This window comes from Idiomarina aminovorans (assembly GCF_023155095.1).
Classification (GTDB): Bacteria; Pseudomonadota; Gammaproteobacteria; order Enterobacterales; family Alteromonadaceae; genus Idiomarina; species Idiomarina aminovorans.
The window spans coordinates 204,000-229,205 of the sequence record NZ_JAKNDA010000003.1 but is presented as its reverse complement, the minus strand read 5'-3'; the positions used below and the strand labels follow the sequence as shown (position 1 = coordinate 229,205).

Annotated in this window: 24 protein-coding genes and 1 other RNA gene; 18 read left to right on the top strand and 7 right to left on the bottom strand. The window is 47.8% G+C overall.

Going from position 1 to position 25,206, the window contains the following annotated elements; all coding sequences use genetic code 11:
- Positions 1 to 60: 60 nt before the first annotated feature.
- Positions 61 to 909, top strand: coding sequence for an HDOD domain-containing protein (locus L8G48_RS07710; protein WP_248264021.1), 849 nt, complete (start codon positions 61 to 63; stop codon positions 907 to 909).
- Here L8G48_RS07710 and rdgC read toward each other — a convergent pair.
- On the bottom strand, positions 906 to 1,796 hold the full coding sequence (rdgC, locus tag L8G48_RS07705; RefSeq protein ID WP_248264020.1) for a recombination-associated protein RdgC: 891 nt from the start codon (positions 1,794 to 1,796) through the stop codon (positions 906 to 908). The two genes, L8G48_RS07710 and rdgC, sit on opposite strands and share 4 nt — an antisense overlap.
- A 73-nt stretch (positions 1,797 to 1,869) precedes the next feature.
- Positions 1,870 to 3,603 carry a sensor histidine kinase gene (locus L8G48_RS07700; RefSeq protein ID WP_248264019.1) on the bottom strand — a complete coding sequence of 578 codons (1,734 nt, stop codon included), beginning with the start codon at positions 3,601 to 3,603 and terminating at the stop codon, positions 1,870 to 1,872.
- Between the two features lie 175 nt (positions 3,604 to 3,778).
- On the opposite strand from L8G48_RS07700, the gene L8G48_RS07695 reads away from it, so the two are divergent.
- The 15 genes from L8G48_RS07695 (at position 3,779) to phoU (ending at position 19,769) form a co-directional block, all read left to right on the top strand.
- A complete protein-coding gene (locus tag L8G48_RS07695) occupies positions 3,779 to 4,573 on the top strand; it encodes a DUF3450 domain-containing protein (RefSeq protein ID WP_248264018.1) in 795 nt (264 codons plus the stop codon).
- A 12-nt stretch (positions 4,574 to 4,585) separates the two neighbouring features.
- Positions 4,586 to 5,971: a MotA/TolQ/ExbB proton channel family protein gene (locus L8G48_RS07690; RefSeq protein WP_443986713.1), complete on the top strand. Its 1,386-nt coding sequence runs from the start codon at positions 4,586 to 4,588 to the stop codon at positions 5,969 to 5,971.
- Between the two features lie 2 nt (positions 5,972 to 5,973).
- The gene (locus tag L8G48_RS07685) at positions 5,974 to 6,504 is read left to right on the top strand and encodes a MotA/TolQ/ExbB proton channel family protein (RefSeq protein WP_248264017.1); all 531 of its coding nucleotides are present in this window, start codon (positions 5,974 to 5,976) and stop codon (positions 6,502 to 6,504) included.
- 21 nt (positions 6,505 to 6,525) lie between these two features.
- Positions 6,526 to 6,933: an ExbD/TolR family protein gene (locus L8G48_RS07680; RefSeq protein WP_248264016.1), complete on the top strand. Its 408-nt coding sequence runs from the start codon at positions 6,526 to 6,528 to the stop codon at positions 6,931 to 6,933.
- Positions 6,934 to 7,542 carry an energy transducer TonB gene (locus tag L8G48_RS07675; RefSeq protein ID WP_248264015.1) on the top strand — a complete coding sequence of 203 codons (609 nt, stop codon included), beginning with the start codon at positions 6,934 to 6,936 and terminating at the stop codon, positions 7,540 to 7,542.
- 11 nt (positions 7,543 to 7,553) lie between these two features.
- Entirely contained in the window at positions 7,554 to 8,810 is a 1,257-nt protein-coding gene (locus L8G48_RS07670) for a tetratricopeptide repeat protein (protein WP_248264014.1), read from the top strand.
- Between the two features lie 138 nt (positions 8,811 to 8,948).
- Positions 8,949 to 9,920 carry a porin gene (locus L8G48_RS07665; RefSeq protein WP_248264013.1) on the top strand — a complete coding sequence of 324 codons (972 nt, stop codon included), beginning with the start codon at positions 8,949 to 8,951 and terminating at the stop codon, positions 9,918 to 9,920.
- Positions 9,921 to 9,996: 76 nt separating this feature from the next.
- Positions 9,997 to 10,914: an AEC family transporter gene (locus L8G48_RS07660; RefSeq protein ID WP_248264012.1), complete on the top strand. Its 918-nt coding sequence runs from the start codon at positions 9,997 to 9,999 to the stop codon at positions 10,912 to 10,914.
- Between the two features lie 94 nt (positions 10,915 to 11,008).
- Positions 11,009 to 11,695 (top strand): phosphate regulon transcriptional regulator PhoB, encoded by a 687-nt coding sequence (phoB, locus tag L8G48_RS07655; protein ID WP_248264011.1) that lies wholly within the window; start codon positions 11,009 to 11,011, stop codon positions 11,693 to 11,695.
- A 17-nt stretch (positions 11,696 to 11,712) separates the two neighbouring features.
- Positions 11,713 to 13,014 (top strand): phosphate regulon sensor histidine kinase PhoR, encoded by a 1,302-nt coding sequence (phoR, locus tag L8G48_RS07650; RefSeq protein WP_248264010.1) that lies wholly within the window; start codon positions 11,713 to 11,715, stop codon positions 13,012 to 13,014.
- Between the two features lie 91 nt (positions 13,015 to 13,105).
- Positions 13,106 to 14,083 carry a PstS family phosphate ABC transporter substrate-binding protein gene (locus L8G48_RS07645; RefSeq protein WP_248264009.1) on the top strand — a complete coding sequence of 326 codons (978 nt, stop codon included), beginning with the start codon at positions 13,106 to 13,108 and terminating at the stop codon, positions 14,081 to 14,083.
- Positions 14,084 to 14,243: 160 nt separating this feature from the next.
- A complete protein-coding gene (locus L8G48_RS07640) occupies positions 14,244 to 16,508 on the top strand; it encodes an ABC transporter permease subunit (protein ID WP_248264008.1) in 2,265 nt (754 codons plus the stop codon).
- Positions 16,509 to 16,531: 23 nt separating this feature from the next.
- Entirely contained in the window at positions 16,532 to 18,187 is a 1,656-nt protein-coding gene (pstA, locus tag L8G48_RS07635; RefSeq protein WP_248264007.1) for a phosphate ABC transporter permease PstA, read from the top strand.
- A 33-nt stretch (positions 18,188 to 18,220) separates the two neighbouring features.
- Entirely contained in the window at positions 18,221 to 19,039 is an 819-nt protein-coding gene (gene pstB, locus L8G48_RS07630; RefSeq protein ID WP_248264006.1) for a phosphate ABC transporter ATP-binding protein PstB, read from the top strand.
- Positions 19,040 to 19,049: 10 nt separating this feature from the next.
- Entirely contained in the window at positions 19,050 to 19,769 is a 720-nt protein-coding gene (gene phoU / locus L8G48_RS07625) for a phosphate signaling complex protein PhoU (protein ID WP_248264005.1), read from the top strand.
- Here the strand turns inward: phoU and serA are convergent.
- From serA to L8G48_RS07610, 3 genes are all read right to left on the bottom strand, one after another.
- Positions 19,766 to 20,995: a phosphoglycerate dehydrogenase gene (gene serA / locus L8G48_RS07620; protein ID WP_248264186.1), complete on the bottom strand. Its 1,230-nt coding sequence runs from the start codon at positions 20,993 to 20,995 to the stop codon at positions 19,766 to 19,768. The two genes, phoU and serA, sit on opposite strands and share 4 nt — an antisense overlap.
- Positions 20,992 to 21,663, bottom strand: coding sequence for a ribose-5-phosphate isomerase RpiA (gene rpiA / locus L8G48_RS07615; protein WP_248264004.1), 672 nt, complete (start codon positions 21,661 to 21,663; stop codon positions 20,992 to 20,994). The genes serA and rpiA overlap by 4 nt, the downstream gene beginning before the upstream one ends.
- 74 nt (positions 21,664 to 21,737) lie before the next feature.
- Positions 21,738 to 22,325 carry a 5-formyltetrahydrofolate cyclo-ligase gene (locus tag L8G48_RS07610; RefSeq protein WP_248264003.1) on the bottom strand — a complete coding sequence of 196 codons (588 nt, stop codon included), beginning with the start codon at positions 22,323 to 22,325 and terminating at the stop codon, positions 21,738 to 21,740.
- 50 nt (positions 22,326 to 22,375) lie between these two features.
- On the opposite strand from L8G48_RS07610, the gene L8G48_RS07605 reads away from it, so the two are divergent.
- Positions 22,376 to 23,947: an amidohydrolase family protein gene (locus L8G48_RS07605; RefSeq protein WP_248264002.1), complete on the top strand. Its 1,572-nt coding sequence runs from the start codon at positions 22,376 to 22,378 to the stop codon at positions 23,945 to 23,947.
- Between the two features lie 3 nt (positions 23,948 to 23,950).
- Here L8G48_RS07605 and ssrS read toward each other — a convergent pair.
- Positions 23,951 to 24,135: non-coding RNA, 6S RNA (ssrS, locus tag L8G48_RS07600), on the bottom strand.
- A 43-nt stretch (positions 24,136 to 24,178) separates the two neighbouring features.
- A complete protein-coding gene (gene zapA / locus L8G48_RS07595; protein WP_248264001.1) occupies positions 24,179 to 24,490 on the bottom strand; it encodes a cell division protein ZapA in 312 nt (103 codons plus the stop codon).
- 133 nt (positions 24,491 to 24,623) lie between these two features.
- Between zapA and L8G48_RS07590 the strand changes: the two genes are divergently transcribed.
- Positions 24,624 to 25,190, top strand: coding sequence for a UPF0149 family protein (locus tag L8G48_RS07590; RefSeq protein WP_248264000.1), 567 nt, complete (start codon positions 24,624 to 24,626; stop codon positions 25,188 to 25,190).
- Positions 25,191 to 25,206 lie beyond the last annotated feature (16 nt).

Sequence of the window (25,206 nt, the reverse complement as noted above, 5' to 3'; positions counted from 1 at the left end):
CTGTTAATCTACTGCCAAGTTTTTCCAGAATCAAGAAAACCATAATAATAAGGATTCGAGATGTCATCGCAAAATGCGTTATATCTGCTAATTGACGAGCGACTACAGCGCGATGAGCTTAAGCTTCCCAGTTTACCTGAAACTGCAGAACAAGTGCGAAACGCAACCATGGATCCCGAGTGTAACCTCCATGATCTCAGTCATATTATCCAACAGGATACGGTATTGAGTGCGCGGCTGATCCGTCTGGCAAACAGTGCTTATTTGGGCGGAAGAAGTAAAGCCGAGAGCTTGATGCAGGCATTGACGCGTATTGGTATGCGCCGTATTCGTACTCTCGCATTGGCGATGGCGATGGAGCAGGTGTTTAAGTCGGACAACGACATTGTAAAGATGTTTTCTGAGCAGTTTATTACTGAAAGTCGGGAAATTGCAGCAGCATCGGTTGTTATAACCCAGGACTTACAGAGAAGAGGCATTGGTCATCGTTTGCATCAGGATGTGTCGCTGTTAGCCGGTATGGTTTCATGTATTGGTATAGCCCCAATTCTGCGTATGGCCGATGAGTTTGAAAGCAGTTTTGCCAATCCGTCATTTATTAATGAATGCATCACCCAATTTAGTTCACCCTTAGGTAGCAATATTCTGCGTTATTGGCAGTTCACACCTAACTTGGTGCAAGTGCCGCTGCATTTTCATAAAGGTCGTATTGAGTTAGATGATGCAATAACGGTGAATTATTGCGATATCGTGCATTTGGCCAGCCTGCTGACCGGAAATGCAAAACCGAACAAAAACAGCGTGACTGTTGTTGAGTATCAAATGCGCGGGATTATTAAGACCGATGATTTTTGGCAGCAGGAATCGGTTCAGGAATCCTACCGCCAAATGCTGAAATTATTGTCTTAACCAAAAGCCTGTTTTAAATCGTCGAATAAAAGTCCGGCTTCTGCACTGACCAGGGCAAAGTCGGCATCAATTTTCTCTTCCGGACTGGGATCAACCAGATCATCTTTAGCGTCAAGCAGGCGATCGGTGGGCTTGACCCGTTTTAAAGCCATGTCAGCTTCAATAATAAATTCTACGTTTTCCTGCCACACGAGCCCCAGGCGTGTCACTTGTTTGCCGCCGGCTAAATGTGCCTGAATATCGTCGCGGGTTAAATCTTCCTGCTTACAACGAATGATACCGCCATCGGCTTGCGGGGAGCGCAGCTCGGCCTCATCACCAAACTCAAATGGGTTGGGTAAATCGTTGCTTTGTAACCACTGAGTCAGGTAGGTTTCAACGGCATCGCCCGGGCTGACAGGACGCACTGGCAGAGATCCTACGGAAGATCGCAGTAGTCCCAAAAAGTCTTCAGCTTTATTAGCCGCTGATTCATCAATTGCAATAATTTGGCGATCCAAATCAATGTAACCCCAGCTTTGACGAAAGCGACTGAAGGCTTGTGGCAAAAGCTGATGAATTAAATCTTCTTTTAAATTTTGTTTCTCTTTACGCGGCACGGAACGGCCTTCAGCTTCGCTAATTTGGCGGACCTTCTCTTCTAATTGGGCGTTAACCACGGTGCTGGGCAGCACTTTTTCTTCACGTTTTGCACACAGCAGCCAGCAATTACCCAGGTTGTGGGTCAGCACTTCATTATCCGCACCAAACGGCGAGCTCCAGCCAAACGAGCTTTGATCCGTTCGTGAGCAGGGATGGAAGCTGTGTTCAGCTAATTGTTCAGAGAAGTCAGCAGGCAGTGAAAAGGTCTCGCTGAATTGATAAAACCGAAGATTTTTAAACCACATAGGTAAGCTATTCCTGTCGCAACAAATAAACCAAAGATAAGGTTTGCGATTGTAGCCCGTTAGCACTGAGCTGTCAGTGTAAAACCTTTACAGGAAACGAAAAGAAATAGCTCAAACCTCCGCCGGGTTGGCTTTCGGCTTTAATATCGCCGGATAAAGTTTGGGTTACCAGGTTTCTGACAATATGAGTGCCTAATCCGCTGCCGCCCTGGTTTCGTTTGGTGGTAAAGAAGGGGTCAAATAAGCGATTAAGCTGAGAATCGGATAAACCATTACCGTTGTCGGAATAACGAATCTCTATCGTTTCGTCCTCTAATTGAATAGAAATAGTCATTATGCCCTCCTCAATACCGTCAAACGCATGGCGTAACGAGTTGAGGATCAAATTGGTAAAAATCTGCGACAAAGCACCCGCCGGGCAACGTATGAAAATGTCATCGGCGCACTCAAGCTGTACCCGATGTTTGGTCTTTTTTAGGTGAGGTTGCAGTGACTGGACCAAGTCTTCAATATAACTTTTCAGATTAATGTCACGGATGGCATCCGATGCCTGGTCGACGGCGACTTGTTTAAAGCTACTGATAAGGTCGGAAGCGCGGTGTAAGTTATTGTCTAATAAGTTGAGGCTTTCGCGACCCTCTTCAATAAATTTCTTTAACTGTGACTGCGTCAGCTCTTTATTAAGCAGTGACTGGTCCAGCGTATCCAGTTTTTCGCGCAGGTAAGAAGAGGCGGTGACACTAATGCCTATCGGCGTGTTAACGTCGTGAGTAATGCCGGCAACCAGGCCGCCTAATGAGGCCATTTTTTCTGATTCAATCAACTGTTGCTGAGTTTCACGTAAGTGATTCAAAGAAGATTCCAGACGTTGGTTAGACTGACGTAAGGTCTTTTCTATGGTACGCCGCTGGCCAATTTCACGTTCCAGCTTGTCCTGACGCATTTCCAGTTCGTTTTTACGTTGTTCCAGGTCCAGCATAACCTGACTTAAACGTGATGTTTTACGCGCGACTTCCTGTTCCAGTATGGCATTTTGTTCGTCCAGTTGACGGTTGGCTGCTTTGAGTTTGTTTTGCGTCCGGTCTAAGTCGCCCTGGTACTCTTCAATATTGTCGAGTAATTGGTTATAAGCCTGCTCTACTAACACCAGCTCGTTATTGTGCTGGTTGTTCAGGCGAATTCTTGAGCGTTCCAGGTTATCCAGCCGGAAGCCCTTAATTTGCTGCGTCAGGTCACCCAGCGGACGGCTTAACATACGGTTAAAGGCAATGGTGAAAAGTATAATAAGGAACGTACTTTTAATAATGGCGTTACCAATAATAAAGCCCAGACTCACTTTTATACGGTCAATAGCAATATCGCGCGTTGAAAACAGGCTGACATCACCCACTTTGGTAGAGTGACCGGAAAACTCGAATATTAATGAGTCGTAGTAACCAAAAATACCTTCGCGCTCTGGTAATAACATGCCTTCGCTGTTGTCATTCGGTAAGTCGCTCATTTCTGTGGTTTCGCCCAGCTGTACCAGAATATTTCCGGCGTCGTCGCGAATAAGAACGCCGGCAATGGCGGGGATACTAATAAGGCCGTCGGCAATAGTATCAATCTGATTACTGTTGAATTCCCAGAGCGAGCGGGTCAGAGAGCCGTTGAAGGTACTCTGCTGATTTTGCAGTTCGGCAATCAGTACACGTTTAGTATCAAAGTATTCAGCGCCTATCTGCACCGCGGTTACTATCAATGTCAGCAAAAAATAGACAGAGAGAACCCGGGTTAATAAGGAGGATGAAATACTTTTGATTGCCATAAACTGAAGTCACGAATTGAACGAATAAGAGTAAACTAATTCATTGAATGAAATAACGCAATAAGGCCGTCAATGCCAATACCCTGCATTGACATAAAAATGACACATTAAAGTCATGAAGCTGTCACGAAAAGTCACTAAAGTCGCCATAAATTAATTCACAAAGGTCTTAATTATGAAGTTTATTACTTCTGCTGGCGCTTTAGCTATTGCTACTTTAGTTGCGGCACCGGTTTATTCGCAACAGGATACGCTGGAGCCTGTGGTAGAGCAGGCGTCCTCGATTAATGATTCCGCTCGTCAATCACAGCTAACCATCGATCAGATTTCTGATGACATGCAGGAACGACTGCAACAGTATAAACGCATCATGAAAGAAATTGATGGGCTAAAAGTTTATACCGCACAGGTTGAACAGCAAATTGGCAGTCAGGAAAGCGAGAAACAGGACATCAATAACTCCATTGATCAGGTCAGTTATGTCGAGCGCCAAATTACACCGCTGATGCTGCGAATGATTGATTCGCTGGAATCTTTTGTTGAACTGGATGTGCCGTTTTTGCAGACCGAACGAAGTGAGCGCTTACAACATCTCAATGATTTAATGGAAAGAGCCAATGTGGATGTTTCTGAAAAATTTCGCCGGGTAATGGAAGCGTATCAGATAGAAGCTGACTACGGCCGTAATATCGAAGCTTATAGCGCTGAACATGAGATTAACGGACAGCAGCAAGATGTTACCTACCTGCGTATTGGTCGTGTTGCGCTCATTTATAAGACCCGCGACGGACAACATTTGGGTATCTGGAATCAGCAGCAACGCAGTTGGCAGGCGCTTGATAGTAAGTACTTACCTGAAATTAAAGAAGCCATTCGTATTGCTAAAAAACAACTGGCACCTGACTTGTTGATGATGCCGTTGTTTGCAAACAAGTCGACCGCTTCAACGAACAACAGCGCAGGCCAATAAGGAGTGATAGCCATGAATTTAAAACGTATTGCACAGTGGTTTTCGGTAATGGCGTTGACCATCGCTTCGGTTGCGGCAATGGCGGCACCGGCTCCGCAGGATCCAATCAACTTAGACGAATTGTTACAGCAGTTACAGCAAGGTCAGTTTTCTCAGTCAGAGAATAACAAGCAGCGTGAGCAGCGCTTTCGTGAAAAAGAGCAAGAGCAAAAAGCGATGCTGGCCGACGCTATTGCTGAAAGAAACCGGCTGGAGCAACGGGCAGAGCAGTTAGAAACACAATTTGAGCAAAACGAAGTAGATTTAGGCAATTTGAGTGACACCCTGACGCAACGTATGGGGTCACTGAAAGAGTTATTTGGTGTGCTGCAACAGGTTGCTAATGACGCCTCCAGTAATTTTAATAACTCGGTAATATCGGCTCAGTACCCGGGTCGGGCAGAGCAGTTGTCTGAGCTGGCGGAACGTATGGGGTCCTCGTCTAAGCTGGCCTCCATTGAAGACATTGAAAGTGTCTGGTTTGCCTTGCAGCAAGAAATGACTGAGTCTGGCAAAGTCGCGGAATTTAATACAAAAGTGACCGCCGCAAACGGTGACAAAGCCGAGCAGCAAGTGGTTCGTGTGGGTGCCTTTAATTTAGTGGCTGACGGCAAGTACCTGGAACGTATGAGCTCGACGGGTTCGGTTGCTGAGTTGGTGCGTCAACCTTCCGGGCGTTATCTAAGCACAGCTGAAGACATTCAGCAAAAAGACAGCGGTATTGTCACCTTTGGGTTAGACCCAACCGGCGGCTCCATTCTTAGTTTATTAGTTCAGGCTCCCAGCTTGAGTGAACGTGTCGACCAGGGTGGTACCGTGGGTTACATCATTCTGGCATTAGGCGCTATTGGTCTGCTGTTCGCGCTGGAACGTTTGGTGTCACTGATGCTACTGGGCAATAAAGTGAAGCGTCAGTTGAAGAAAGCAAAACCCAGTGATGATAACCCGCTGGGTCGCGTTATGCTTCTTAAAGACAAATACCCGCAGGCAGATACCGAAACGCTGGAGCTTAAGCTGAGTGAGGGTATCCTCCGGGAAGTACCTAAGATAACCCGCAACCTGACCTTTATTAAGATTATCTCAGTGGTTGCACCGCTAATGGGTCTGTTGGGAACCGTAACCGGTATGATCAAAACCTTCCAGGCAATTACCTTATTTGGCACGGGTGACCCGAAACTGATGGCCGGTGGTATTTCGCAGGCATTGGTAACGACAGTACTGGGTCTGGTCGTTGCTATTCCAATGACGTTGCTGTTCGCAACGTTACATACTCGCAGCAAAAACCTGATTCATATTCTGCAGGAACAAGCATCGGGCATTATTGCGGAACGGTCGGAGCGGTCTGAGCGAGGAGAGTAACCGTGTTATTTCTCATTGAATTCAGTAATGCGATTAGAGATTTCATCGAGGCCGGCGGGCAAGTTCTGCTGGTCATCGGAATCCTCATTTTTACCATGTGGTTAATGATTCTGGAACGCATTTTTTACTATCTCAATGGCCATCGCACCAATGTGAAAGAAGTACGCAAACGCTGGCAGGAGCGGGAAGATAAGTCCTCCTGGAACGCGGAGCAAATTCGGCAGGCCATGATTTCACGCGTCAGCATAGCGTTAGGCGGCAATTTACCCGTCATAAAAGCCTTAGTCGCGCTGTGTCCTTTGCTCGGTTTAATGGGCACAGTGACCGGCATGATTGAAGTGTTTGACGTGATGGCGGTGACCGGAACTGGCAGTGCGCGGTCAATGGCCTCGGGCGTCTCTAAAGCAACCATCCCGACAATGGCCGGTATGGTGGGGGCTTTGTCCGGAGTATTCGCAGCAACGTGGCTACAACGCACAACCCGTCGGGAACGCATGAAGCTGGAAGACAAAATTTTATTAGAGCGTCACTAAGGTGATGTTGAGGACACGATTATGAAACAGCATTTTGCCAACTTAGTTGAAGAAGAAGAAAGTGCGATTGATATGACGCCAATGCTGGATGTGGTGTTCATTATGCTCATTTTCTTCATTGTCACGGCGTCTTTCGTGAAAGAAGCCGGTATTGATGTGAACCGCCCCGACGCCGCTACTGCCGTGCAAAAAGATCGCGCTAACATTCTGATTGCAATAAGTGAAAGCAATGAAATTTGGATTGATAAACGCCAGGTCGATGTGCGCGCAGTACAGGCCAATATTGAACGCTTGTACGCAGAGAACCCGCAGGGATCTGTGGTGATCCAGGCTGATGAGGAATCAAACACGCGGGTGCTGATTAAGGTGATGGATGCGGCCCGCTCAGCGGGGGTTTACGACGTTTCTGTAGCAACGGATGAAGAGTAAATGATGAGATTCCTGGCAGCATTATTGGTTGCGGCTGTTGTCACCATTGGACTGTTTTATCTGATGCAGTCGTTAATTAGTGGCGGCGAAGGCGCGATGAGCGAACCGCCACGCGGCAGTGTTCTGGACTTTGTCCGTACGCCAGAACCTGAACAAGTGCAGGAGAAAGAGCGCAAGCCCGAGCGTCCGCCAGAGCCTGAGCAGCCGCCTGAAGAATTGCCGCAGCCACAGATGAATAATGATATAGCGGATACTGATGGTGGCTCTGGTTACGATTTTTCAGCCAATGTGGATAGCGGTGCCGATATTGGCAACGGCATGTCACTACAAGCCAGCGATGGCGAGTATCTGCCTATTGTTAAGGTTCAGGCGGCGTACCCTCGCAGAGCATTGCAACGTGGCATAGAAGGCTATGTGGTGGTTGAGTTTAGCGTGACCAAACAAGGCTCGGTGCGGGACCCGGTCGTGGTAGAAGCGGAACCGGAAGGCATTTTTGACCAGGCGGCGATGGACGCGGTACTGAAGTTCAAATACAAACCTCGGGTTATAGATGGTGAAGCGGTAGAAGTGGATGGTGTGCGCAACCGCATGACCTTTGAAATGAACTGAATGGGTGACTTATGAAACTAAAATTCATAGCGTTGGCGGTTTGCGGGTGTTGGCTGGCTTTTGCGCATCCGGTGCTGGCGCAACAAACAGAACGAGTGCCTGCATTGCGGGAGAAAGTTTATGGTCAGTTGGCACGGGCCCAGGAGCAGGCTGACAATGGTAACCTGGCTGAGGGACTCTCGATACTCAGCGACGTGGCAGAAAAAGCCGATAGCATGAACAGCTATGAACGCGCCATGATGTGGAACTTTTATGGCTTTATGCATTACGAGCAAGGCAATACCAAACAGGCAATCAATTATTTTGAGAAGGTGGTGAAAGAGTCTCCTATTCCTGAATCTTTGCAAAAAAGTACACTGTTCAGCCTGGCTCAGCTTGCGTTAAGTGATGGTCAGTTTAAGCGTGCCATTGCTTTTTTAGGGCAGTGGGAAAGCTTAGCTGAAAAAACCGAGCTGAGTCAGGCCTGGGTACTAAAAGCTCAGGCGAACTATCAGGCGGGTGATCACCGCGCAGCTCTGCCGCTTATTGATAAAGCCATTGCCGCGGCAGACGCAAGACAAAAAACGCCCGATGAAAATTGGTTGATATTAAAACGCGCACTGCATTACGAGCTGGAACAACCGAAGCAGGTGGCTAAGGTGATGGAGCGTTTGGTTGCTGATTACAGTAAGCCGGAATATTGGTTACAACTGGCGGGTGTTTACGCACAGTTAGAGCAGGATGAAAAGCAGCTGGCGGTTTTAGAAGCGGCGCATCAGCAGAGCTTTGTTAAAAAAGGCAGTGAATGGCGGCAGCTGGCTCAGGCGTACTACTTTAATGAATTGCCCTATAAAGCGGCTGAAACCATGCAAGAAGCTATTGCTAACGGAAAAGTGGATGCATCCGTGGATAACTTAAAGTTTGTGGCTCAAGCCTATACTCAGGCAAAAGAGTACGAAAAAGCCATCGGTGTCTACAAAAAAGCCTCCGCCAGAGTGGAACACGGAAAATTTGCAGCACAAATAGCGCAGCTCTATTTAACGCTTGATAACAATGAAAAAGCCGTGGAATACGCAAAACAGGCGCTCACTAAAGGTGATTTGGACAACGAAGGTAATTTGTACCTGGCAGAAGGCATGGCGCTACTGAACTTAAAACGTTACGAGCAGGCTGTTGAGTCTTTTGAGCAGGCCGGAGGCCGGGAAGCAACCCAACGGCAAGCAAAGCAATGGCTGAAATACGCAAAAAGTCAGCATAAACAACAACAGCAAATGGCAAAATTACAATAGGAAACAATCGATAACGGCTTTGTAACAAAAATATCATGCAATTAACTCATAAGAGAAAAAAAACTGTAATAATTAGCGAGATCATTATAATGTGCGCGGAATTTATACAGTTTAATGTTTTGTCTTATGGGGATAATAATGAAAAAGTACTCGGCACCGTTGTTGATTGCTGCCACTGTGGCCAGTTTTCCGGTTTTTGCTAACGACGATGACCGTTTAACGGTTTACGGCCGGGCAAATGTGTCGTTACAAAGCAATGACTATGGTAGCGGTGCAGACACGGAGGTTGTCAGTAATTCCTCGCGGTTTGGTTTTAAAGGCGCCGCTGAGCTGGAGTCAAATTTAGAGGTTTTTTATCACATTGAGTTTGGTATCGATTTAGCCGACTCCGATGACGACGACGATGCCGTGTCCAACCGGAACCAGGTTGTCGGTTTGCGCAGTAACTTCGGTGAGGTCATGATTGGCCGCTACGATACCTTTTTAAAAGACTCTCAAGGCTCGGTAGACGAGTTCAAAGACTTTGAAGCTGATGTGAAAGGCTTGTTCCGTGGTGAAAACCGCCCTGACAATACGCTGACTTACTATTCTCCCTCATTCAGCCATTTTAAGGTTGGTGTCACCTATATTGCGTCAGAAAATGACAACCAGGATGACGGTTTTTCATTTGGCCTGCTTTATGGCGACAGTAAACTGAAAAAAACCAATTACTACGCGGCTCTGGCCTTTGACCGCGACGTTAATGGTTATGATATTACTCAGCTGACGGGTGCCACTCAGTTGGGTCAGACTCGGGTTGGGGTTGTGCTGCAGCAATTTGAAACCATTAACGGCTCTAACGATTCCGATGGCTATTTAATGAGTGCGGCGCACCCTTACCAAAACTGGGTGTTTAAAGCGCAATATCAAGTCGTTGATGCTGCCGACGACAGCGATTCATCGTTGTCATTAGGCGCTGATTACTTCTTCAGTGGCGATACCCGTGTCTATGCCTGGTACACCGGTCGTGAATGTGACATCGCCTTGTTTTCTACCCGCGGTTGTAATGCGACTCCGGGAGTTGAGCAAGACTTTGTTGCTGTGGGCATCCGGCACGACTTTTCCTGGTAAGCTTAAAACGCAAAAGTAGCCTGACTCAGGTTGTCAGGCTACACTATAGCGGTCACTCTTAACCTATCTGTACGCTATGATCAACCTGGCAGTATTGGGTCTTTATTTACTCATTGGTTTTATCCTGAAGCGCAGCCGCAAGTTCCCGGATGACACCGCGCAAGTTCTGAACCTCTATGTTATCTATGCGGCATTACCCGGTGTTATTTTTAGCAAAGTGCCGGCGCTGGAGTTTTCTTCCGACCTGCTAATCCCCGTTATTATTCCCTGGGTTTTATTACTTGTTAGCGCGGTTTTTATATGGCTGTTGGGGCGAGCGTTTAAGTGGCCAAGAGAAGTGGTCGGGGCACTGCTTATTTGTGTGCCACTCGGTAATACCTCATTTTTTGGTTTCCCGATGATAGAGGCCTTTTACGACAGTGATGCTATCGTCTACGGTCTGCTTTACGATCAGTTCGGTTCCTTTTTTGGCCTGGCCGTCTATTCAACCATTATTATAGCGCTGTACCGCGAACAGAATGAAAAACCGACCCTTTTAAGCGTTATCCGACAAATCAGCACTTTTCCGCCGTTTATTGCGTTGATTATTGCCTTGCTAACAAAGTCGTTGACTTATCCTGATGTATTTCAGCGACTGATTGACTCCCTCGCGGTGACTTTGGTGCCGGTTATTATGATAGCGGTCGGTTTTCAATTGAAATTTCGCTTGCCTAAGGGCAGTAAAACCCCCTTAACCGTTGGCCTGTTGACCAAGTTAGTGTTAATGCCGGCGCTGACAATTGGCCTGTTGTATGGGTTTGGTTTCGACAGCACATTAATTCAGGTCACTGTATTTGAAAGCGCTATGCCGCCCATGATAACCGCCGGGGCTGTTGCTATTATGGCAGGCTTGGCGCCACGCCTGTCGGCCGCCATGGTGGGTTATGGCATTCTGTTTGCCTTTGTTTCTCTGCCCATTGTTTACGAATTATTACAGCTGCTCTCTGCATATTGATATAAGAAATTTTACGCAAATGTGTCCGGCTTCATAAAAGTGTCATACTATTTAGTAATAATTGCAACATCAGTTCATATTAGGGAACCAATGCATGTCACGCAGAATTCTGATCGTTGAAGACGAAGCCCCCATTCGCGAAATGTTGTGCTTTGTTATGGAACAACATGGGTATCAGGCTGTAGAAGCTAATGATTTTGATGCTGCTGTTGAAAAAATTGCTGAACCATATCCGGATATGGTGTTGCTGGACTGGATGCTTCCTGGCGGTTCTGGTCTGCAGTTGGCTAAAAAGATTAAAGGCGATGATTTTACCCGCAACATTCCTATTATCATGCTCACGGCAAAAGGTGAGGAAGAAGATAAAATTAGAGGGCTGGAAGTCGGCGCTGATGACTACATTACCAAGCCATTTTCGCCAAAAGAACTCATGGCACGTATGCGTGCGGTTTTTCGCCGGGTTGCGCCAACGGTTCTGGATGAGCCACTGGAGGTTGAAGGCTTACAACTAGACCCGGTATCACACCGTATTTCAGTGGATGAGAAAGGCATTGATATGGGACCGACTGAGTTCAAATTATTGCACTTTTTTATGACCCACCCGGAGCGGGTCTACAGTCGGGAGCAATTACTCGACCATGTGTGGGGCACTAATGTTTACGTTGAAGACAGAACGGTTGATGTGCACATTCGGCGCTTACGTAAGGCGTTAACTGAATACGGTTATGAGCGTTTGATTCAAACCGTGCGAGGTGTCGGTTATCGCTTCTCAAATCGCTAAGTTCAGGCTGATTTAGCATGGATAAGAACTATTCTAACTGGCAGTCGTTGACTGGTTTATTTCTATTTTTGCTGCCTTTTTTGTTTGTTGGTTGGCTGTTTGGCGTGTTTTGGATAGTGATGGCAGTGGCCTTATTAGGTCTGGCCTGCTGGCATTATTACTACCAGCAAAAATTAATTAAATGGTTGTGGCAAAGCCGTACTTTAATGCCACCTTCTGCGCCAGGCAGCTGGGCTTACATTTACGATGGTATTTATCGCTCCCAGCGTCGCAGTCAAAGGCGCCGTAAAGCGCTGGCGCGTTTGTTACGCCGTTTTCGTGAAGCCGCTGAAGCCTTGCCGGATGCCGCTATCGTTTTCCGCGATGACGGAGCCTTGCTATGGAGTAACAAATTAGCGCAGTTCTATTTTGGTTTACGCTGGCCAGACGACGCCGGGCAGCGACTGTCTAACCTAATCCGCCACCCGGAATTTCATGCTTACCTGAATGAGGGTAAGTTTGAACAAGAACTGACAATTCCGTCGCCTATACGGGACAGCCTGAACATTGAAATTCGTATCATGCCTTACAGTGAAGACCAGTTTTTATTGGTTGCCCGCGATGTGACTCAGTTAAGGCGTCTGGAAAACTTACGTCGCGAATTCGTAGCCAATGTTTCACACGAATTAAAGACACCGTTGACCGTATTGCAGGGTTATCTGGAAATGGTAGACGAGCCCGAGCAGACTCCCCCGGCTATGCTGAAAAAAGCGGTGGAAAACATGAATGCCCAAAGTACGCGAATGTCTAATCTGGTTGATCAGTTACTGACTTTATCACGCATGGAAACCCCCAGTGATGACGTATTCGACCATAAAGTTGATATGCCGGCTATGCTGGAACAATTGCAGGCTGAGGCAAATCGCTTAAACGAGGTAAAGCAGCACCAGATAGAATTTCAGATAGCTCCTGTCAAAATATACGGAAAAGAAAATTTGTTGCGAAGTGCTATGCAAAACCTGATAACCAACGCGATTAATTACACCGCCGATGGTGGTATCGTCACAGTTAGCTGGAAGCTTGTAGCCGGTGGAGCTGAGTTCAGCGTGACAGATAATGGCAAAGGGATTGCGGCAGAACATTTACCACGTTTGACCGAGCGGTTTTACCGGGTTGAAGATGACCGCAATAGTACCAGTGGCGGTACTGGGTTAGGGCTTTCTATTGTCAAACATGCGATAGAACATCATAACTCACAGTTGGATATTAATAGCTCAGTAGCAAAGGGCAGCCGTTTTTCTTTTCGCATTCCAAGCGGGCTTTTAGTCAATCAGTCATAAATTTTTCACATTGTCATAAAGTTGTCACAAAAACGTCTTAAACTGGCCATAATCCGAAAACAGCTCAATAACCCTTAGAGGTGAATACACTATGTTTCAATCAACTTTGAACAAAACATTAACCGGCTTAGTTGTTGCCGGTTCATTGGCTTTTAGCTCACTAGCCGCCGCCACTGACGATTTACCCGAGTATGAAAAAGTCAGTGGACTGTCAGGTAACCTGACATCCGTTGGTTCAGACACGCTTGCTAACATGGTGACGTTCTGGAGCGAAGAGTTTCAACGCATGTACCCTAGTGTGAACTTTCAGGTTCAGGCTGCGGGTTCATCGACAGCGCCTCCGGGGTTAACCGAAGGGACTTCAAACTTCGGGCCTATGAGCCGTGCAATGAAATCAAAAGAAATTGAGTCTTTTGAAAAACGTCATGGTTACAAGCCGACAGCGGTAAGAGTCGCCATTGATGCGCTGGCGGTTTTTGTACATAAAGATAACCCGATTGACGGGTTAACTATCGCAGAAGTTGATGCGATTTTTTCATCAACGCGCAAGTGTGGCCTGAACCAACAGATTCGCCGTTGGGGTGACCTTGGAATGGAAGATGAATGGACGAATCGTGACTTGCAGCTTTATGGCCGTAACTCGGTATCCGGAACTTATGGTTACTTCAAAGAAGAAGCCTTATGCGATGGCGACTTCCGCTCTGGTGTAAACGAGCAGCCAGGTTCAGCATCGGTTGTGCAGTCGGTATCGACATCAATAAATGCCGTGGGTTACTCTGGTATTGGTTATGTGACTTCGGGCATAAAAACGGTGCCTTTAGCGAAAGCACAAGGCCAGCCTTTTGTAGAAGCCAATCGCGAGAACTCATTAACGGGTGAGTATCCGCTAGCACGTTTTCTGTATGTGTACGTGAATAAGCATCCGACTAAGCCGTTGGGTAAAGCAGAAGGTGAATTCCTGCGCATGCTTTTATCAAAAACAGGTCAGGATATTGTCAATAAAGACGGCTACATTGCATTACCAAAAGCAGTAGTTGATGCTGAACTTAAGAAGTTAGGTTTAGAGTAATCCATCGGTGTGATTATATCGCCGGTAGCTTGCTACCGGCTTTTTTGTCGCTATTTCTGCATTATTAAAGAAATATGACAGCGGTGTAACAGTACTGTCATATTTATCGGCTAAACTGTCTGCAGTAATAAATCATGCGTAATTAATTTTGAGGTTTCTGATGGCATCACTGTCAGCCCAACAACTAGCCGCCAACCGGGGACGATTGTTCAAAGATCGGGCCGCCCGCTATGGTGTCACTTTAGGTGGCATTATGGTGCTGGTAGCGCTGTTGCTTATCTTTTTCTACTTACTTTATGTTGTGCAGCCAATTTTCCGCTCCGTTGACTTAACTGAAGAACAGAGCTTTTCGCTACCAAACAGTGCCGGAGTAAAAGCCGTTGGTATGGAAGAGCAGGCTGAAATTGGTTATCGACTGATGAGTTCCGGTGAGCTCCAGTTTTTTGCTTTGCACGATAAGCCCGCGGTAGAACGAAAAGCCGGCGATATCATCAGCGGAGATCAGGTGGCTGATGCCGCTAAAATAACCAGTTTTGCCAGCAGTTTGCCGGTCAGTAAACAGTACGCTTATGGTTTAAATGATGGCTCTGCGGTGGTTCTGCAACCTAAGTTTGGTGTGACTTTTGCCGAAAATTCGGAAACCGGGCTCACTGAACGTACTATCACGCCTAGAATTGAAACCTTAAACAATGGCGACCCGCTGGTTGTCGATGAACAGGGCCAGCCATTAGAGCAGCTGGCTTATGATACCGATGGCGAAGCCATGCTGTTTGCTGCTGTGCAGGGCGGTAATAACTTACTGATCACGAAATACACGGCTGAAGAGAACTTCATGACGGGTGAGGTGACATTAAAGCCGATTTTCAGCCGAATCAGCTTGAACGGTAACATCGATGACTTGATTGTTACTCCCGACCTGCGTCAGGTTATGGCGCGCCGGGGGAATCGAGTTCATGTTTTCGATGTCGGCACAGGCGGTGATGTCACTGAACGAGAATTGATGGTTATTGATTCGCGTGAACAGGGCAATGCCACCGGCATGTATTTGTTAGCAGGTGCCAGTTCAGTGCTGTTAACTCATGACTCCGGGTTAATATCTCAATGGTTCCAGGTATCGACTGATCAGGGGCGCAAGTATCAGTACATCCGCTCTTTTGATGCCGGTTCTCCGGTAGAAAATATTGAGGTGGAATACTACCGTCGCACCTTTTATACCGTGTCTGAAAATGGTGACTTAGGTATTTTCCATACAACCTCAGAAGCCGACCTGTACCGCGGCAAACCGCTGGAAGCCAAGCTCCAGAATGTGATGGTAGACCCGCGCGCCAATTACCTGATTATGCAAAGTGGTGACCGCTTCAGTGTGTTCGATGTCGATAATGAGCACCCGGAGGTGACCTGGAGCGCTATGTGGCAGGAAGTCTGGTATGAGGGGTATCCTGAGCCTGATTATACCTGGCAGTCCACTTCTGGCTCGGACGACTTTGAGTCGAAATTCAGTTTAGTGCCTATCGCTTTCGGAACCATTAAAGCCGCTGCTTATGCCATGTTATTTGCCATACCTATTGGGTTGGCGGCTGCGGTTTACACGGCTTACTTTATGTCACCCTCTGTCCGTAAGTATGTGAAACCCACGGTTGAGATTATGGAAGCTCTGCCAACGGTTATTCTTGGCTTTTTAGCCGGGCTTTGGCTGGCTCCTGTCATAGAAAGGTATCTCCCCGGAGTCATCGCTATTTTGCTGCTGGTGCCGGCGGCAATAATACTCACGGCATTTTTATGGTCGAAGCTACCGTCCAAGATCCGTAACACCGTAAACGATGGCCGGGCCGCGTTGCTGCTGATACCTATTGTGCTGTTGGTCGGCTGGTTTTCATTCGGTCTCAGCCCATGGGTTGAAGAAACCCTGTTCGACGGCAATGTGCGTGGTTATTTAACCAATGAATTAGGTATTAGCTTCGACCAGCGTAACTCGTTGGTTGTCGGTATCGCGATGGGTTTTGCGGTTATCCCGACCATCTTCTCAATTGCCGAAGATGCGGTATTCAGCGTGCCTAAACATTTGTCTAACGGCTCGCTGGCGCTGGGTGCTACACCCTGGCAGACATTGACCAAAGTGGTTCTGCTGACAGCCAGCCCGGGTATCTTTTCGGCGGTAATGATGGGGCTGGGTCGTGCCGTAGGCGAAACCATGATCGTGCTGATGGCCACCGGTAATACGCCCATTATGGACTGGAACATCTTTGAAGGTATGCGCACCTTGTCTGCAAACATTGCGGTTGAGATGCCGGAGTCTGAGGTGGGTAGCTCGCACTACCGAATCTTATTCCTGGCAGCATTTGTACTGTTCATATTTACCTTCTTCTTTAACACCATTGCTGAATTTGTGCGTCAACGCTTGCGCGACAAATACAGCTCAATGTAATTCCGGAACAGAGGTTTAATTCAATGAAGACATGGTTTAAATCCGGAAAGCCCTGGATCTGGTTAACCGCCGGTTCAGTCAGTATCAGCCTGATAGCGGTTATTGGCCTAATACTTATGATTGGCTGGCGCGGGCTGTCATTTTTCTGGCCGGCAGCTATTCATGAAATGTCTATAGAGCAGGCTGACGGCTCAACACGCTCGCTCATTGGTGAAATTTATGACAGTGAGTCGGTGCCAACCTTAAGAGTCAGTAATGCGGGCACTATCATGGATGGTTACGAGGAAGAAGAAGTGACTCGCTACTTGATGAAAATTGGTAACCGCGAGTACGTACCTCTGGATTTCGCCTGGGTGCTTGGTCCGGCTATTCGCTCGGATGAAACGCCATCTGGCTTAGCGGTTATTGAGCGTACCAAAGACGGCAATTTTTATGGTTATCCTATAGCCCTGGAGCAACAAGGTGAACCTGTTGTCACTGATGGCGATTTACGCACTGAGTTGTTCAAGCGTGTTGAGCGTGCGGTAGAACTTAACGAACGAGCTATGGCGTTACAGGAAAATGAAATTGGTGCGATTAACTATCAGTTAAATCAACTAAACCTTGAGCGCCGCAGCATGGAACTCGACGGCAATGTGACTCAGGAAGCTTTGGACGATTTTGAGCGCCGTCGTGAGGCGCTCCAGAGTGAGTATCTGGAATATGAGAAAGAGCTGTTTGCGCTGCGTGAAGAGGCCGGTCGTGACTCAGTGATCATGCGTGATATGCGTGGTGAGGAAATTAAGGTGCCCATGTATCAGGTACTGGACGTTAACTTTCCGAACGACATGGGCTTTTTCGCCAAGCTGGGGCATTTCTTCCAGCAAATCGGCAAGTTTGTATCTGAACCACCGCGCGAAGCGAATACCGAAGGTGGTGTGTTCCCGGCGATTTTCGGCACCGTTTTCATGGTGCTGTTAATGTCGATTATTGTAACGCCCTTTGGTGTTATTGCGGCCGTTTACTTGCACGAATACGCCGGTAAAAATGCAGTGACTAAGCTGATTCGTATAGCGGTTATTAACCTGGCGGGTGTGCCGTCGATTGTTTATGGTGTATTTGGTTTAGGCTTCTTTGTTTATATGGTGGGCGGTAGTCTCGACCAGGTTTTCTATCCGGAAGCCTTGCCTAGCCCTACTTTTGGTACGCCGGGTGTTTTATGGTCTGCAGTAACGCTGGCTATTCTGACCCTGCCGGTAGTGATTGTCTCGACCGAAGAAGGCTTGTCGCGCATTCCGTCAAACTTGCGGGAGGGGAGTTTGTCTCTGGGCGCGACCAAATGGGAAACTATCTGGCGCATCGTTATACCCATGGCGTCGCCGGCTATTATGACCGGCTTAATTCTGGCGGTTGCACGAGCGGCCGGTGAGGTAGCGCCTCTGATGTTAGTGGGTGTGGTTAAGTCGGCGCCAATGTTACCAATGGACGGGAATTTCCCTTACTTCCATCTGGATCGCAAATTTATGCATCTGGGTTTCCATATTTACGACGTTGGCTTTCAGAGCCCGAACGTTGAAGCGGCCCGGCCGCTGGTTTACGCCACCTCATTTTTATTAATTACCGTTATTGTCGGTTTGAACTTAACGGCTATTGGTGTGCGTAACCATTTACGTGAAAAATACCGCTCACTTGAGCAATAAAGTTTTGATGAATTAGCGAAAAGGTCTGAACTTATGATTTCGGTCAACCCGGGTACAAGCAACTTAGAAAAGCTGGATTTACACAATTTGCCAGCAGAACAGACTGCTTTAGATATTAAAAACCTGAACCTTTACTACGGTGAAGAACAGGCGCTGTATGATGTTTCAATGCGTATCCCTAATAACCGCGTGACCGCGTTTATCGGGCCGTCGGGTTGTGGTAAATCAACCTTATTACGTTGTATAAACCGTATGAACGACTTAGTCGAAATTTGCCGCATTGACGGTGAAATTGCTCTGCATGGTCAAAACATTTACGACAAAAAGGTGGATGTTGCAGCGTTGCGCCGCCGCGTGGGTATGGTATTTCAACGTCCGAACCCCTTCCCTAAGTCAATTTATGAGAATGTGGTTTATGGTTTGCGTTTGCAGGGGGTAAAAGATAAACGCATACTGGACGAAGCGGTAGAAACGTCGCTGCGTGGTGCTGCATTATGGGATGAAGTGAAAGATCGCTTAAATGCCAGTGCTTTTAGTTTGTCGGGTGGTCAGCAGCAGCGTGTGGTTATCGCACGTTCTATTGCTATTGAGCCGGAAATTCTGTTGCTGGACGAACCAACATCGGCTCTGGATCCCATATCGACATTGACCATTGAAGAATTAATTACCGAGCTGAAAGAAAAATATACCGTCGTTATTGTTACGCATAACATGCAACAAGCGGCGCGGGTATCAGACCAGACGGGATTTTTGTACATGGGTAAACTGGTAGAGTATGCCGATACTGATACTCTGTTTACTACGCCGGCTGAGAAGCAAACCGAAGACTATATTACCGGTCGCTACGGTTAAGGAGAGTATTATGGACAAAATTAATATGGGTAAGCACATTTCGGGTAAGTTCAATGACGAACTTGAAGCTGTGCGTAACCGTGTACTGAGCATGGGTGGCCTGGTAGAGCAGCAACTGCATGACGCACTGCTGGCGGTTCAGAAAAGTGACATTGACCTGGCGGAAAAAGTACTGACCAGCGACCATAAAGTGAATAAATTGGAAGTACAAATTGACGAAGAATGCGTGCACATTATTGCGAAGCGTCATCCTGCCGCCAGCGATTTACGTCTGGTAATATCCATTGTCAAAACTATTGCTGATTTAGAGCGCATTGGGGATGAAGCAGAGCGCATTGCTAAAGTTGCGAAAGAAAGTTTTAGTAATGACCAGCAACAGCTGTTAGTTAGCCTGGAGAACTTAGGACAACACGTGCTGAGCATGTTGCGTAAAGTGCTGGATGCGTTCGCCCGGATGGATCTGGAATCGGCTTACGGCGTGCACCAGCAGGATGAACAGGCAGACCGTCAGTACGAAGCGCTGACACGTCAGCTAATGACTTATATGATGGAAGATTCACGCTCAATTCCGAAGATCATGGATGTGCTGTGGTCGGCGCGTTCATTAGAGCGTATCGGCGACCGTTGTCAGAACATCGCTGAATACATCATCTTCTTTGTGAAAGGCAAGGACGTGCGCCATGTCTCGCCAGAGAGCATGGAACGCACGGTTATGGGCAAAAAAGACTAGAATAAGCGCCGGGTACGGATAGTGCCCGGAATGTCCTTAAGCTGCTGCAGTATATTCGCACCATTGTCGCTGTCGATATCCATCACGACATAGCCGACGCTGTCGTCGGTTTGTAAATACTGAGCGGCCACGTTAATTTCGTTATCACTAATAATACGGTTAATAGCGTTTAGCATACCCGGCTGGTTTTTATGAATATGCAGTAGCCGCTGTGCCGTAGCGTGCGTAGGCAGGCTGACTTCCGGGAAGTTGACCGCAGACAGCGTCGAACCGTTATCTGAGTAGCGTACTAACTTGCCGGCCACTTCTACACCAATATTTTCTTGTGCCTCTAAAGTTGAACCGCCAATGTGCGGTGTCAATAAACAATTTTTTAAACCGCGTAAAGGTGACATAAACTCGTCACTGTTGCTTTTCGGTTCAACCGGAAAAACATCAATAGCGGCGCCGGCAAGGTGTTTTGATGACAAAGCCTCTGCCAGCGCATCAATGTCTACTACGGTGCCACGCGAGGCGTTAATCAACAGACTACCCGGCTTCATGCGCTCAATTTGGCGGCGTCCGAGCATCCACTGGGTTTGCTCGGTTTCCGGTACGTGTAGAGTGACAATATCGGCTTGTGCCAGCAAATCATCCAAAGTGGCTACTGACTGAGCATTGCCCATGGGCAGTTTGTCTTCAACGTCGTAGTAACGAATGTGCATGCCCAACTGTTCGGCTAATACACTGAGCTGACTGCCTATATGCCCGTAACCGACAATTCCCAGAATTTTGCCGCGCGCCTCATAAGACTGTTTAGCTGACTTTAACCAACCGCCTTTATGGGCACCGGCATTTTTTTCCGGAATGCCACGCAGCAGCATAATAATTTCTGCAAGCACTAACTCGGCAACGCTGCGGGTATTTGAAAAGGGCGCATTAAAAACAATCACGCCGTGTTTTTTCGCCGCGCTTAAGTCGACCTGGTTGGTGCCTATGCAAAAACAACCCACGGCAATCAGTTTTTCCGCAGCTGCAAACACACGCTCACTTAGCTGACTACGTGAACGAACACCCAGAATATGAGCGTTTTTAATTTTGTCGCAAAGCTCGTCTTCACTGAGTGACGTTTGTAATATTTCCAGATTGTGGTAGCCGTGGTGACGGAATAACTGAATGGCGCTGTCGTGTACTCCTTCCAGCAGCAATACCTTGATTTTGTCTTTTGCCAGAGACTTTTGCATCAGTCGCTGACCTTCAGAGTTTGTACGCCGTCTTCACGAGCAATAAGTGCGATGTTAGCGCCGCGCTGGGCGAATAACCCGTTGGTGACTACGCCGACAATGTTGTTCAACTGGGCTTCTAGTTTCATCGGTTCCATAATATCGACGTTGTGCACATCGAGTATCCAGTTGCCGTTGTCTGTGGTGAAGCCTTGACGCCAGACCGGGTCACCGCCTAATTTCACAATTTCACGGGCAACGTAAGAGCGTGCCATAGGAATCACTTCTACCGGCAGAGGAAACTGACCTAAACGGCCCACCATTTTGCTCTCGTCTGCTACGCAAACAAACTGTTTAGCAACAGCCGCAATAATTTTTTCGCGAGTCAGTGCACCGCCGCCGCCTTTAATCATCTGGCCGTGTTCATTAATCTCATCGGCACCGTCTACGTAAACCGGAACTTCGACAACCGAGTTTAGGTCAAACACCTCAATGCCATGAGACTTCAGTCGTTCTGTGGAAGCGTCAGAGCTTGAAACCGCACCCTCAATGTCATGTTTACGCTCGGCTAAGGCATCAATAAAAAAGTTGACCGTTGAACCGGTGCCGACTCCGACCACAGTGCCGTCCTCAATATATTGCATTGCAGCTTCTGCAGCCGCCTTTTTTTGTGCATCAGCATTGCCTGACATGACCATTTCTCCGCGTCGATTATTTAAGCGCCAGTATAGAGAATCTGTTGGGTTTTATCGATCTTTCTTTTGCTTTAAAAGCGCCAGTGTTTAGCCGGTGTTATGATTTCAGGCAGCGGAATATCCCAGCTCTCAACCGGAATACTTTCAACCTGCTGTTCGTTATAACTTAACCCAATGGGCGATAAGTTGGGTCTATTGCCGTTATGCCACTGAGCTAATGTGCGGTCATAATAGCCACCGCCCATGCCCAGCCGATTGCCCTGGTGGTCAAACCCGACCAGAGGCATCAGCAGCACCTGAACTTCAGACAATGGCATCACGTTTTGAGCATTTAACTCGGGTTCCTCAATACCGTACTTATTAATCGTCATGGGCGTTTTTGAGGTGTAGCTTAAGAACAACAAGTGCCCTTTAGCAAAAGGATGCAGCACCGGTAAAACGGTTTTAAACCCCAACTGCCACAGCCTTTCAATAATGGGGGAGGTTGGTAGCTCACCGGCAAAGCTCTTATATACAGCGACGGTGGTCTCCTGCGGCACGAAACTCTCCAGTCGCTGCTCAAGTTTATCAGCAACCTGAAATGCCGCCGCCAGCTGTTGTTCAGCGGGTAAATTGCGGCGAACTTGCTGTAACTTATGTCGGAGTTCTTGTCGGGTCATGCTAGAGTCTGCTTTAAAGAAACTACTGAATAATTGCCCGAGGATAACCCATGAAAATAATAAAAACGATAGCTTTAGCTACAGTGGCTATAGCCTTTACGGTTGCAGCGCACGCTGTGCAGGCGCCGCCAAAAGCATCCGAACGTGACCGCGGTGAAGGCCCTTATGAGCGGCTTATTTTGCGTGGTGGCACCTTAATTAACGGCGAGGGTGCGCCGCCCTTCGGACCGGTCGATATCGTCATTGAAGATGATCGCATCGTCAATATTGTCAGTGTGGGTAACCCAGGCGTTCCGATTAAGCCCGCAGGACGTCCTGAAGCGACTGCAAACGACAAAGAACTGGATGTCAGCGGGCAGTACATTTTGCCCGGGTTTGTCGATATGCACGCGCATATTGGTGGCTCCGCTAAAGGTATTCCGGCTGAGTATGTTTTAAAGCTGTGGCTGGCGCACGGTATTACTACCATTCGCGAACCCGGCAGTTTTAACGGCCTGGACTGGGTGCAATGGCACCAGCAGCGAGCCGCTGACAACCGCATTACCGCGCCGCGAATTATTCCTTATGTGGGTTTCGGACAAGGCCGGGAAGAACCGATTTATAACGCAGAGCAGGCGCGTGACTGGGTTCGCTATATCAAAGGCGAAGGTGCCAAAGGTATTAAGTTTTTTGGCGCCTCGCGCAGAGTCATGGCAGCCGCGCTGAACGAAGCCAATAAACAGGGCTTAGGCACCATGATGCATCATGCGCAGTTGAATGTAATGTCAATGAACGCGCTGGACTCAGCGCGAGCGGGGCTAACATCTATGGAGCACTGGTACGGCTTACCCGAAGCCTTGTTCGACGGCCAGCGTATTCAGGACTACCCGGCCGATTATAATTACAACAATGAGCAGAACCGCTTTGAAGAAGCCGGTCGTTTATGGAAACAAGCGGCAGAACCAGGCTCAGAAAAGTGGAACTCGGTGCGTGATGAGCTGATTGAGCTCGACTTTACCATCAACCCAACCCTGACCATATATGAAGCGTCGCGTGACTTAATGCGTGAGCGTCAGGCTATCTGGCATGACGAATATACCCTGCCTCGGTTGTGGGACTTTTTCGAACCCAGTCGTTATGCGCACGGTTCTTACTGGTTTGACTGGACTACTGACAACGAAATTGCGTGGAAAAATAACTACCAGAAATGGATGGCCTTTTTGAAGGACTACCACACAAATGGTGGGCGCATTACGGTGGGCTCTGACGCCGGGTATATCTACAAAATTTATGGTTTCGGTTACATTCGTGAACTGGAACTGCTGCGTGAGGCGGGTCTGAATGCGTTAGAAGTGATCCATGCTGCAAGCCTGGCCGGTGCCGAAGCATTGAATATGGACGACGAGATTGGCTCGGTCGCTATTGGTAAGAAAGCCGACATGGTTATCGTCAACGAAAACCCCATGGACAACTTTAAAGTGCTATACGGCACTGGCCATTTCAAGTTGGACCGCAATAACCAGCCGATGCGCACCGAAGGTGTTCAGTACACCATTAAAGACGGCGTGATTTTTGATGCTCAGCAACTGTTGCAGGACGTAAAAGCCATTGTTGCTGAAGAAAAGGCCGTACGCCTAAAATAAGGGTGGTTTCCCAAGGTGCCGCTGCTGGCTGTAGCCCTTGAACCCATTGGTTCAAGGCGGGGAGCAAGTGGTATCTGCCGTAGGCTTCCCGGTGCATGCCGGGCTTGCTCATGGCAGGCCAGTGATCCCCTTTTAATACAAGCATCGGCTCAGGGACATAAGCCTGCTGGCAAACACCCCAGGAAACCGCAAAAGGGTTACTCTGTTACTTCTGGCTGAAAAATACCGCAGTTAACGACTGCGTTGTGAGCGCTGCTCACTCATTGCCTGTTCTATCGTTGCCTGAAGTAACTGAATTTTCTCTTCCAGTTTAGCTGTTTTTGCAGATTGTTCATTCTGGTCGCGAATCCATTCGTGACACAAATTCAGGGCGGTCATAACCGCTATTTGTTCGACATTAGTCAGTTGTGTTCGTTCTTTGGTTTCTTCGAGCCTTTCATTAAGAGCATCGGCCGCTTGCTGTAACGCGCCTTCCTGGCCGACAGGACAAGCCACCTTATAGTTACGCTCCAGCAATTTTATATCCATGGTTTTTGCGGTCATTCAAAGACTCCTTGCAACTGACTCAACAGCCTTAATAAACGTATTATGGCATGAGCCAACGGTGTTTGTCAGCTAGCGATTACGTAAAGCCAGTGTTAGGATTAGGGCATAATGAATCAAAGGCAGAATGTTCATGTCGACACGTTTTAATTATGACCGATTAGTTGAGCTTTATGCGCAGTATGAGATGACCCCAAGTGCGTCAGAAGTGCAGGGCATGTTGACCGGGTTAATAGCCACCGGCAGCGATGCTAAAAGCAATGATTTAATAACCTTGATGTCAGACTTTGCTTACGACGAGGGGGCATTACCAACGGAATTAAAAAACTTATTACAGCAGCAGGCTGAGGAAATCGAACACTCGCTGGGCGATGAGGATTTAGGTTATCGATTGTTGCTACCCGAAGACAGCGCACCAATATCGGAGCGCTTAAGTGCTCTGGCCGGCTGGGTCAATGCCTTTTTAGTAGGCTATGGTGTTAATCAGGAAAACATGACCAACTTAAGCGGTGATTTAAAAGAAGCCATAGAAGACATGGTTGAACTGGCAAAGGTTGAATTTACCGATGACGGTGATGAAGAAGAAGAACGCGCTTACGTTGAAATTGTAGAGTATCTGCGTATCTCCGCCATGATGTGCTACGCCGAGCTGGGCCGTAATGAACACCCTGCAAACAAACCACCCCAAATTTTACATTAATCACTGGCGGAGTTGA

What these genes read in the sequence shown, in the direction of transcription:
- L8G48_RS07710 (WP_248264021.1), top strand. Translation starts at nt 61, where the DNA reads ATGTCATCGCAAAATGCGTTATATCTGCTAATTGACGAGCGACTACAG.
- rdgC (WP_248264020.1), bottom strand. Translation starts at nt 1,796, where the DNA reads ATGTGGTTTAAAAATCTTCGGTTTTATCAATTCAGCGAGACCTTTTCA.
- L8G48_RS07700 (WP_248264019.1), bottom strand. Translation starts at nt 3,603, where the DNA reads ATGGCAATCAAAAGTATTTCATCCTCCTTATTAACCCGGGTTCTCTCT.
- L8G48_RS07695 (WP_248264018.1), top strand. Translation starts at nt 3,779, where the DNA reads ATGAAGTTTATTACTTCTGCTGGCGCTTTAGCTATTGCTACTTTAGTT.
- L8G48_RS07690 (WP_443986713.1), top strand. Translation starts at nt 4,586, where the DNA reads ATGAATTTAAAACGTATTGCACAGTGGTTTTCGGTAATGGCGTTGACC.
- L8G48_RS07680 (WP_248264016.1), top strand. Translation starts at nt 6,526, where the DNA reads ATGAAACAGCATTTTGCCAACTTAGTTGAAGAAGAAGAAAGTGCGATT.
- L8G48_RS07675 (WP_248264015.1), top strand. Translation starts at nt 6,934, where the DNA reads ATGATGAGATTCCTGGCAGCATTATTGGTTGCGGCTGTTGTCACCATT.
- L8G48_RS07670 (WP_248264014.1), top strand. Translation starts at nt 7,554, where the DNA reads ATGAAACTAAAATTCATAGCGTTGGCGGTTTGCGGGTGTTGGCTGGCT.
- L8G48_RS07665 (WP_248264013.1), top strand. Translation starts at nt 8,949, where the DNA reads ATGAAAAAGTACTCGGCACCGTTGTTGATTGCTGCCACTGTGGCCAGT.
- L8G48_RS07660 (WP_248264012.1), top strand. Translation starts at nt 9,997, where the DNA reads ATGATCAACCTGGCAGTATTGGGTCTTTATTTACTCATTGGTTTTATC.
- phoB (WP_248264011.1), top strand. Translation starts at nt 11,009, where the DNA reads ATGTCACGCAGAATTCTGATCGTTGAAGACGAAGCCCCCATTCGCGAA.
- phoR (WP_248264010.1), top strand. Translation starts at nt 11,713, where the DNA reads ATGGATAAGAACTATTCTAACTGGCAGTCGTTGACTGGTTTATTTCTA.
- L8G48_RS07645 (WP_248264009.1), top strand. Translation starts at nt 13,106, where the DNA reads ATGTTTCAATCAACTTTGAACAAAACATTAACCGGCTTAGTTGTTGCC.
- L8G48_RS07640 (WP_248264008.1), top strand. Translation starts at nt 14,244, where the DNA reads ATGGCATCACTGTCAGCCCAACAACTAGCCGCCAACCGGGGACGATTG.
- pstA (WP_248264007.1), top strand. Translation starts at nt 16,532, where the DNA reads ATGAAGACATGGTTTAAATCCGGAAAGCCCTGGATCTGGTTAACCGCC.
- pstB (WP_248264006.1), top strand. Translation starts at nt 18,221, where the DNA reads ATGATTTCGGTCAACCCGGGTACAAGCAACTTAGAAAAGCTGGATTTA.
- phoU (WP_248264005.1), top strand. Translation starts at nt 19,050, where the DNA reads ATGGACAAAATTAATATGGGTAAGCACATTTCGGGTAAGTTCAATGAC.
- rpiA (WP_248264004.1), bottom strand. Translation starts at nt 21,663, where the DNA reads ATGTCAGGCAATGCTGATGCACAAAAAAAGGCGGCTGCAGAAGCTGCA.
- L8G48_RS07610 (WP_248264003.1), bottom strand. Translation starts at nt 22,325, where the DNA reads ATGACCCGACAAGAACTCCGACATAAGTTACAGCAAGTTCGCCGCAAT.
- L8G48_RS07605 (WP_248264002.1), top strand. Translation starts at nt 22,376, where the DNA reads ATGAAAATAATAAAAACGATAGCTTTAGCTACAGTGGCTATAGCCTTT.
- zapA (WP_248264001.1), bottom strand. Translation starts at nt 24,490, where the DNA reads ATGACCGCAAAAACCATGGATATAAAATTGCTGGAGCGTAACTATAAG.
- L8G48_RS07590 (WP_248264000.1), top strand. Translation starts at nt 24,624, where the DNA reads ATGTCGACACGTTTTAATTATGACCGATTAGTTGAGCTTTATGCGCAG.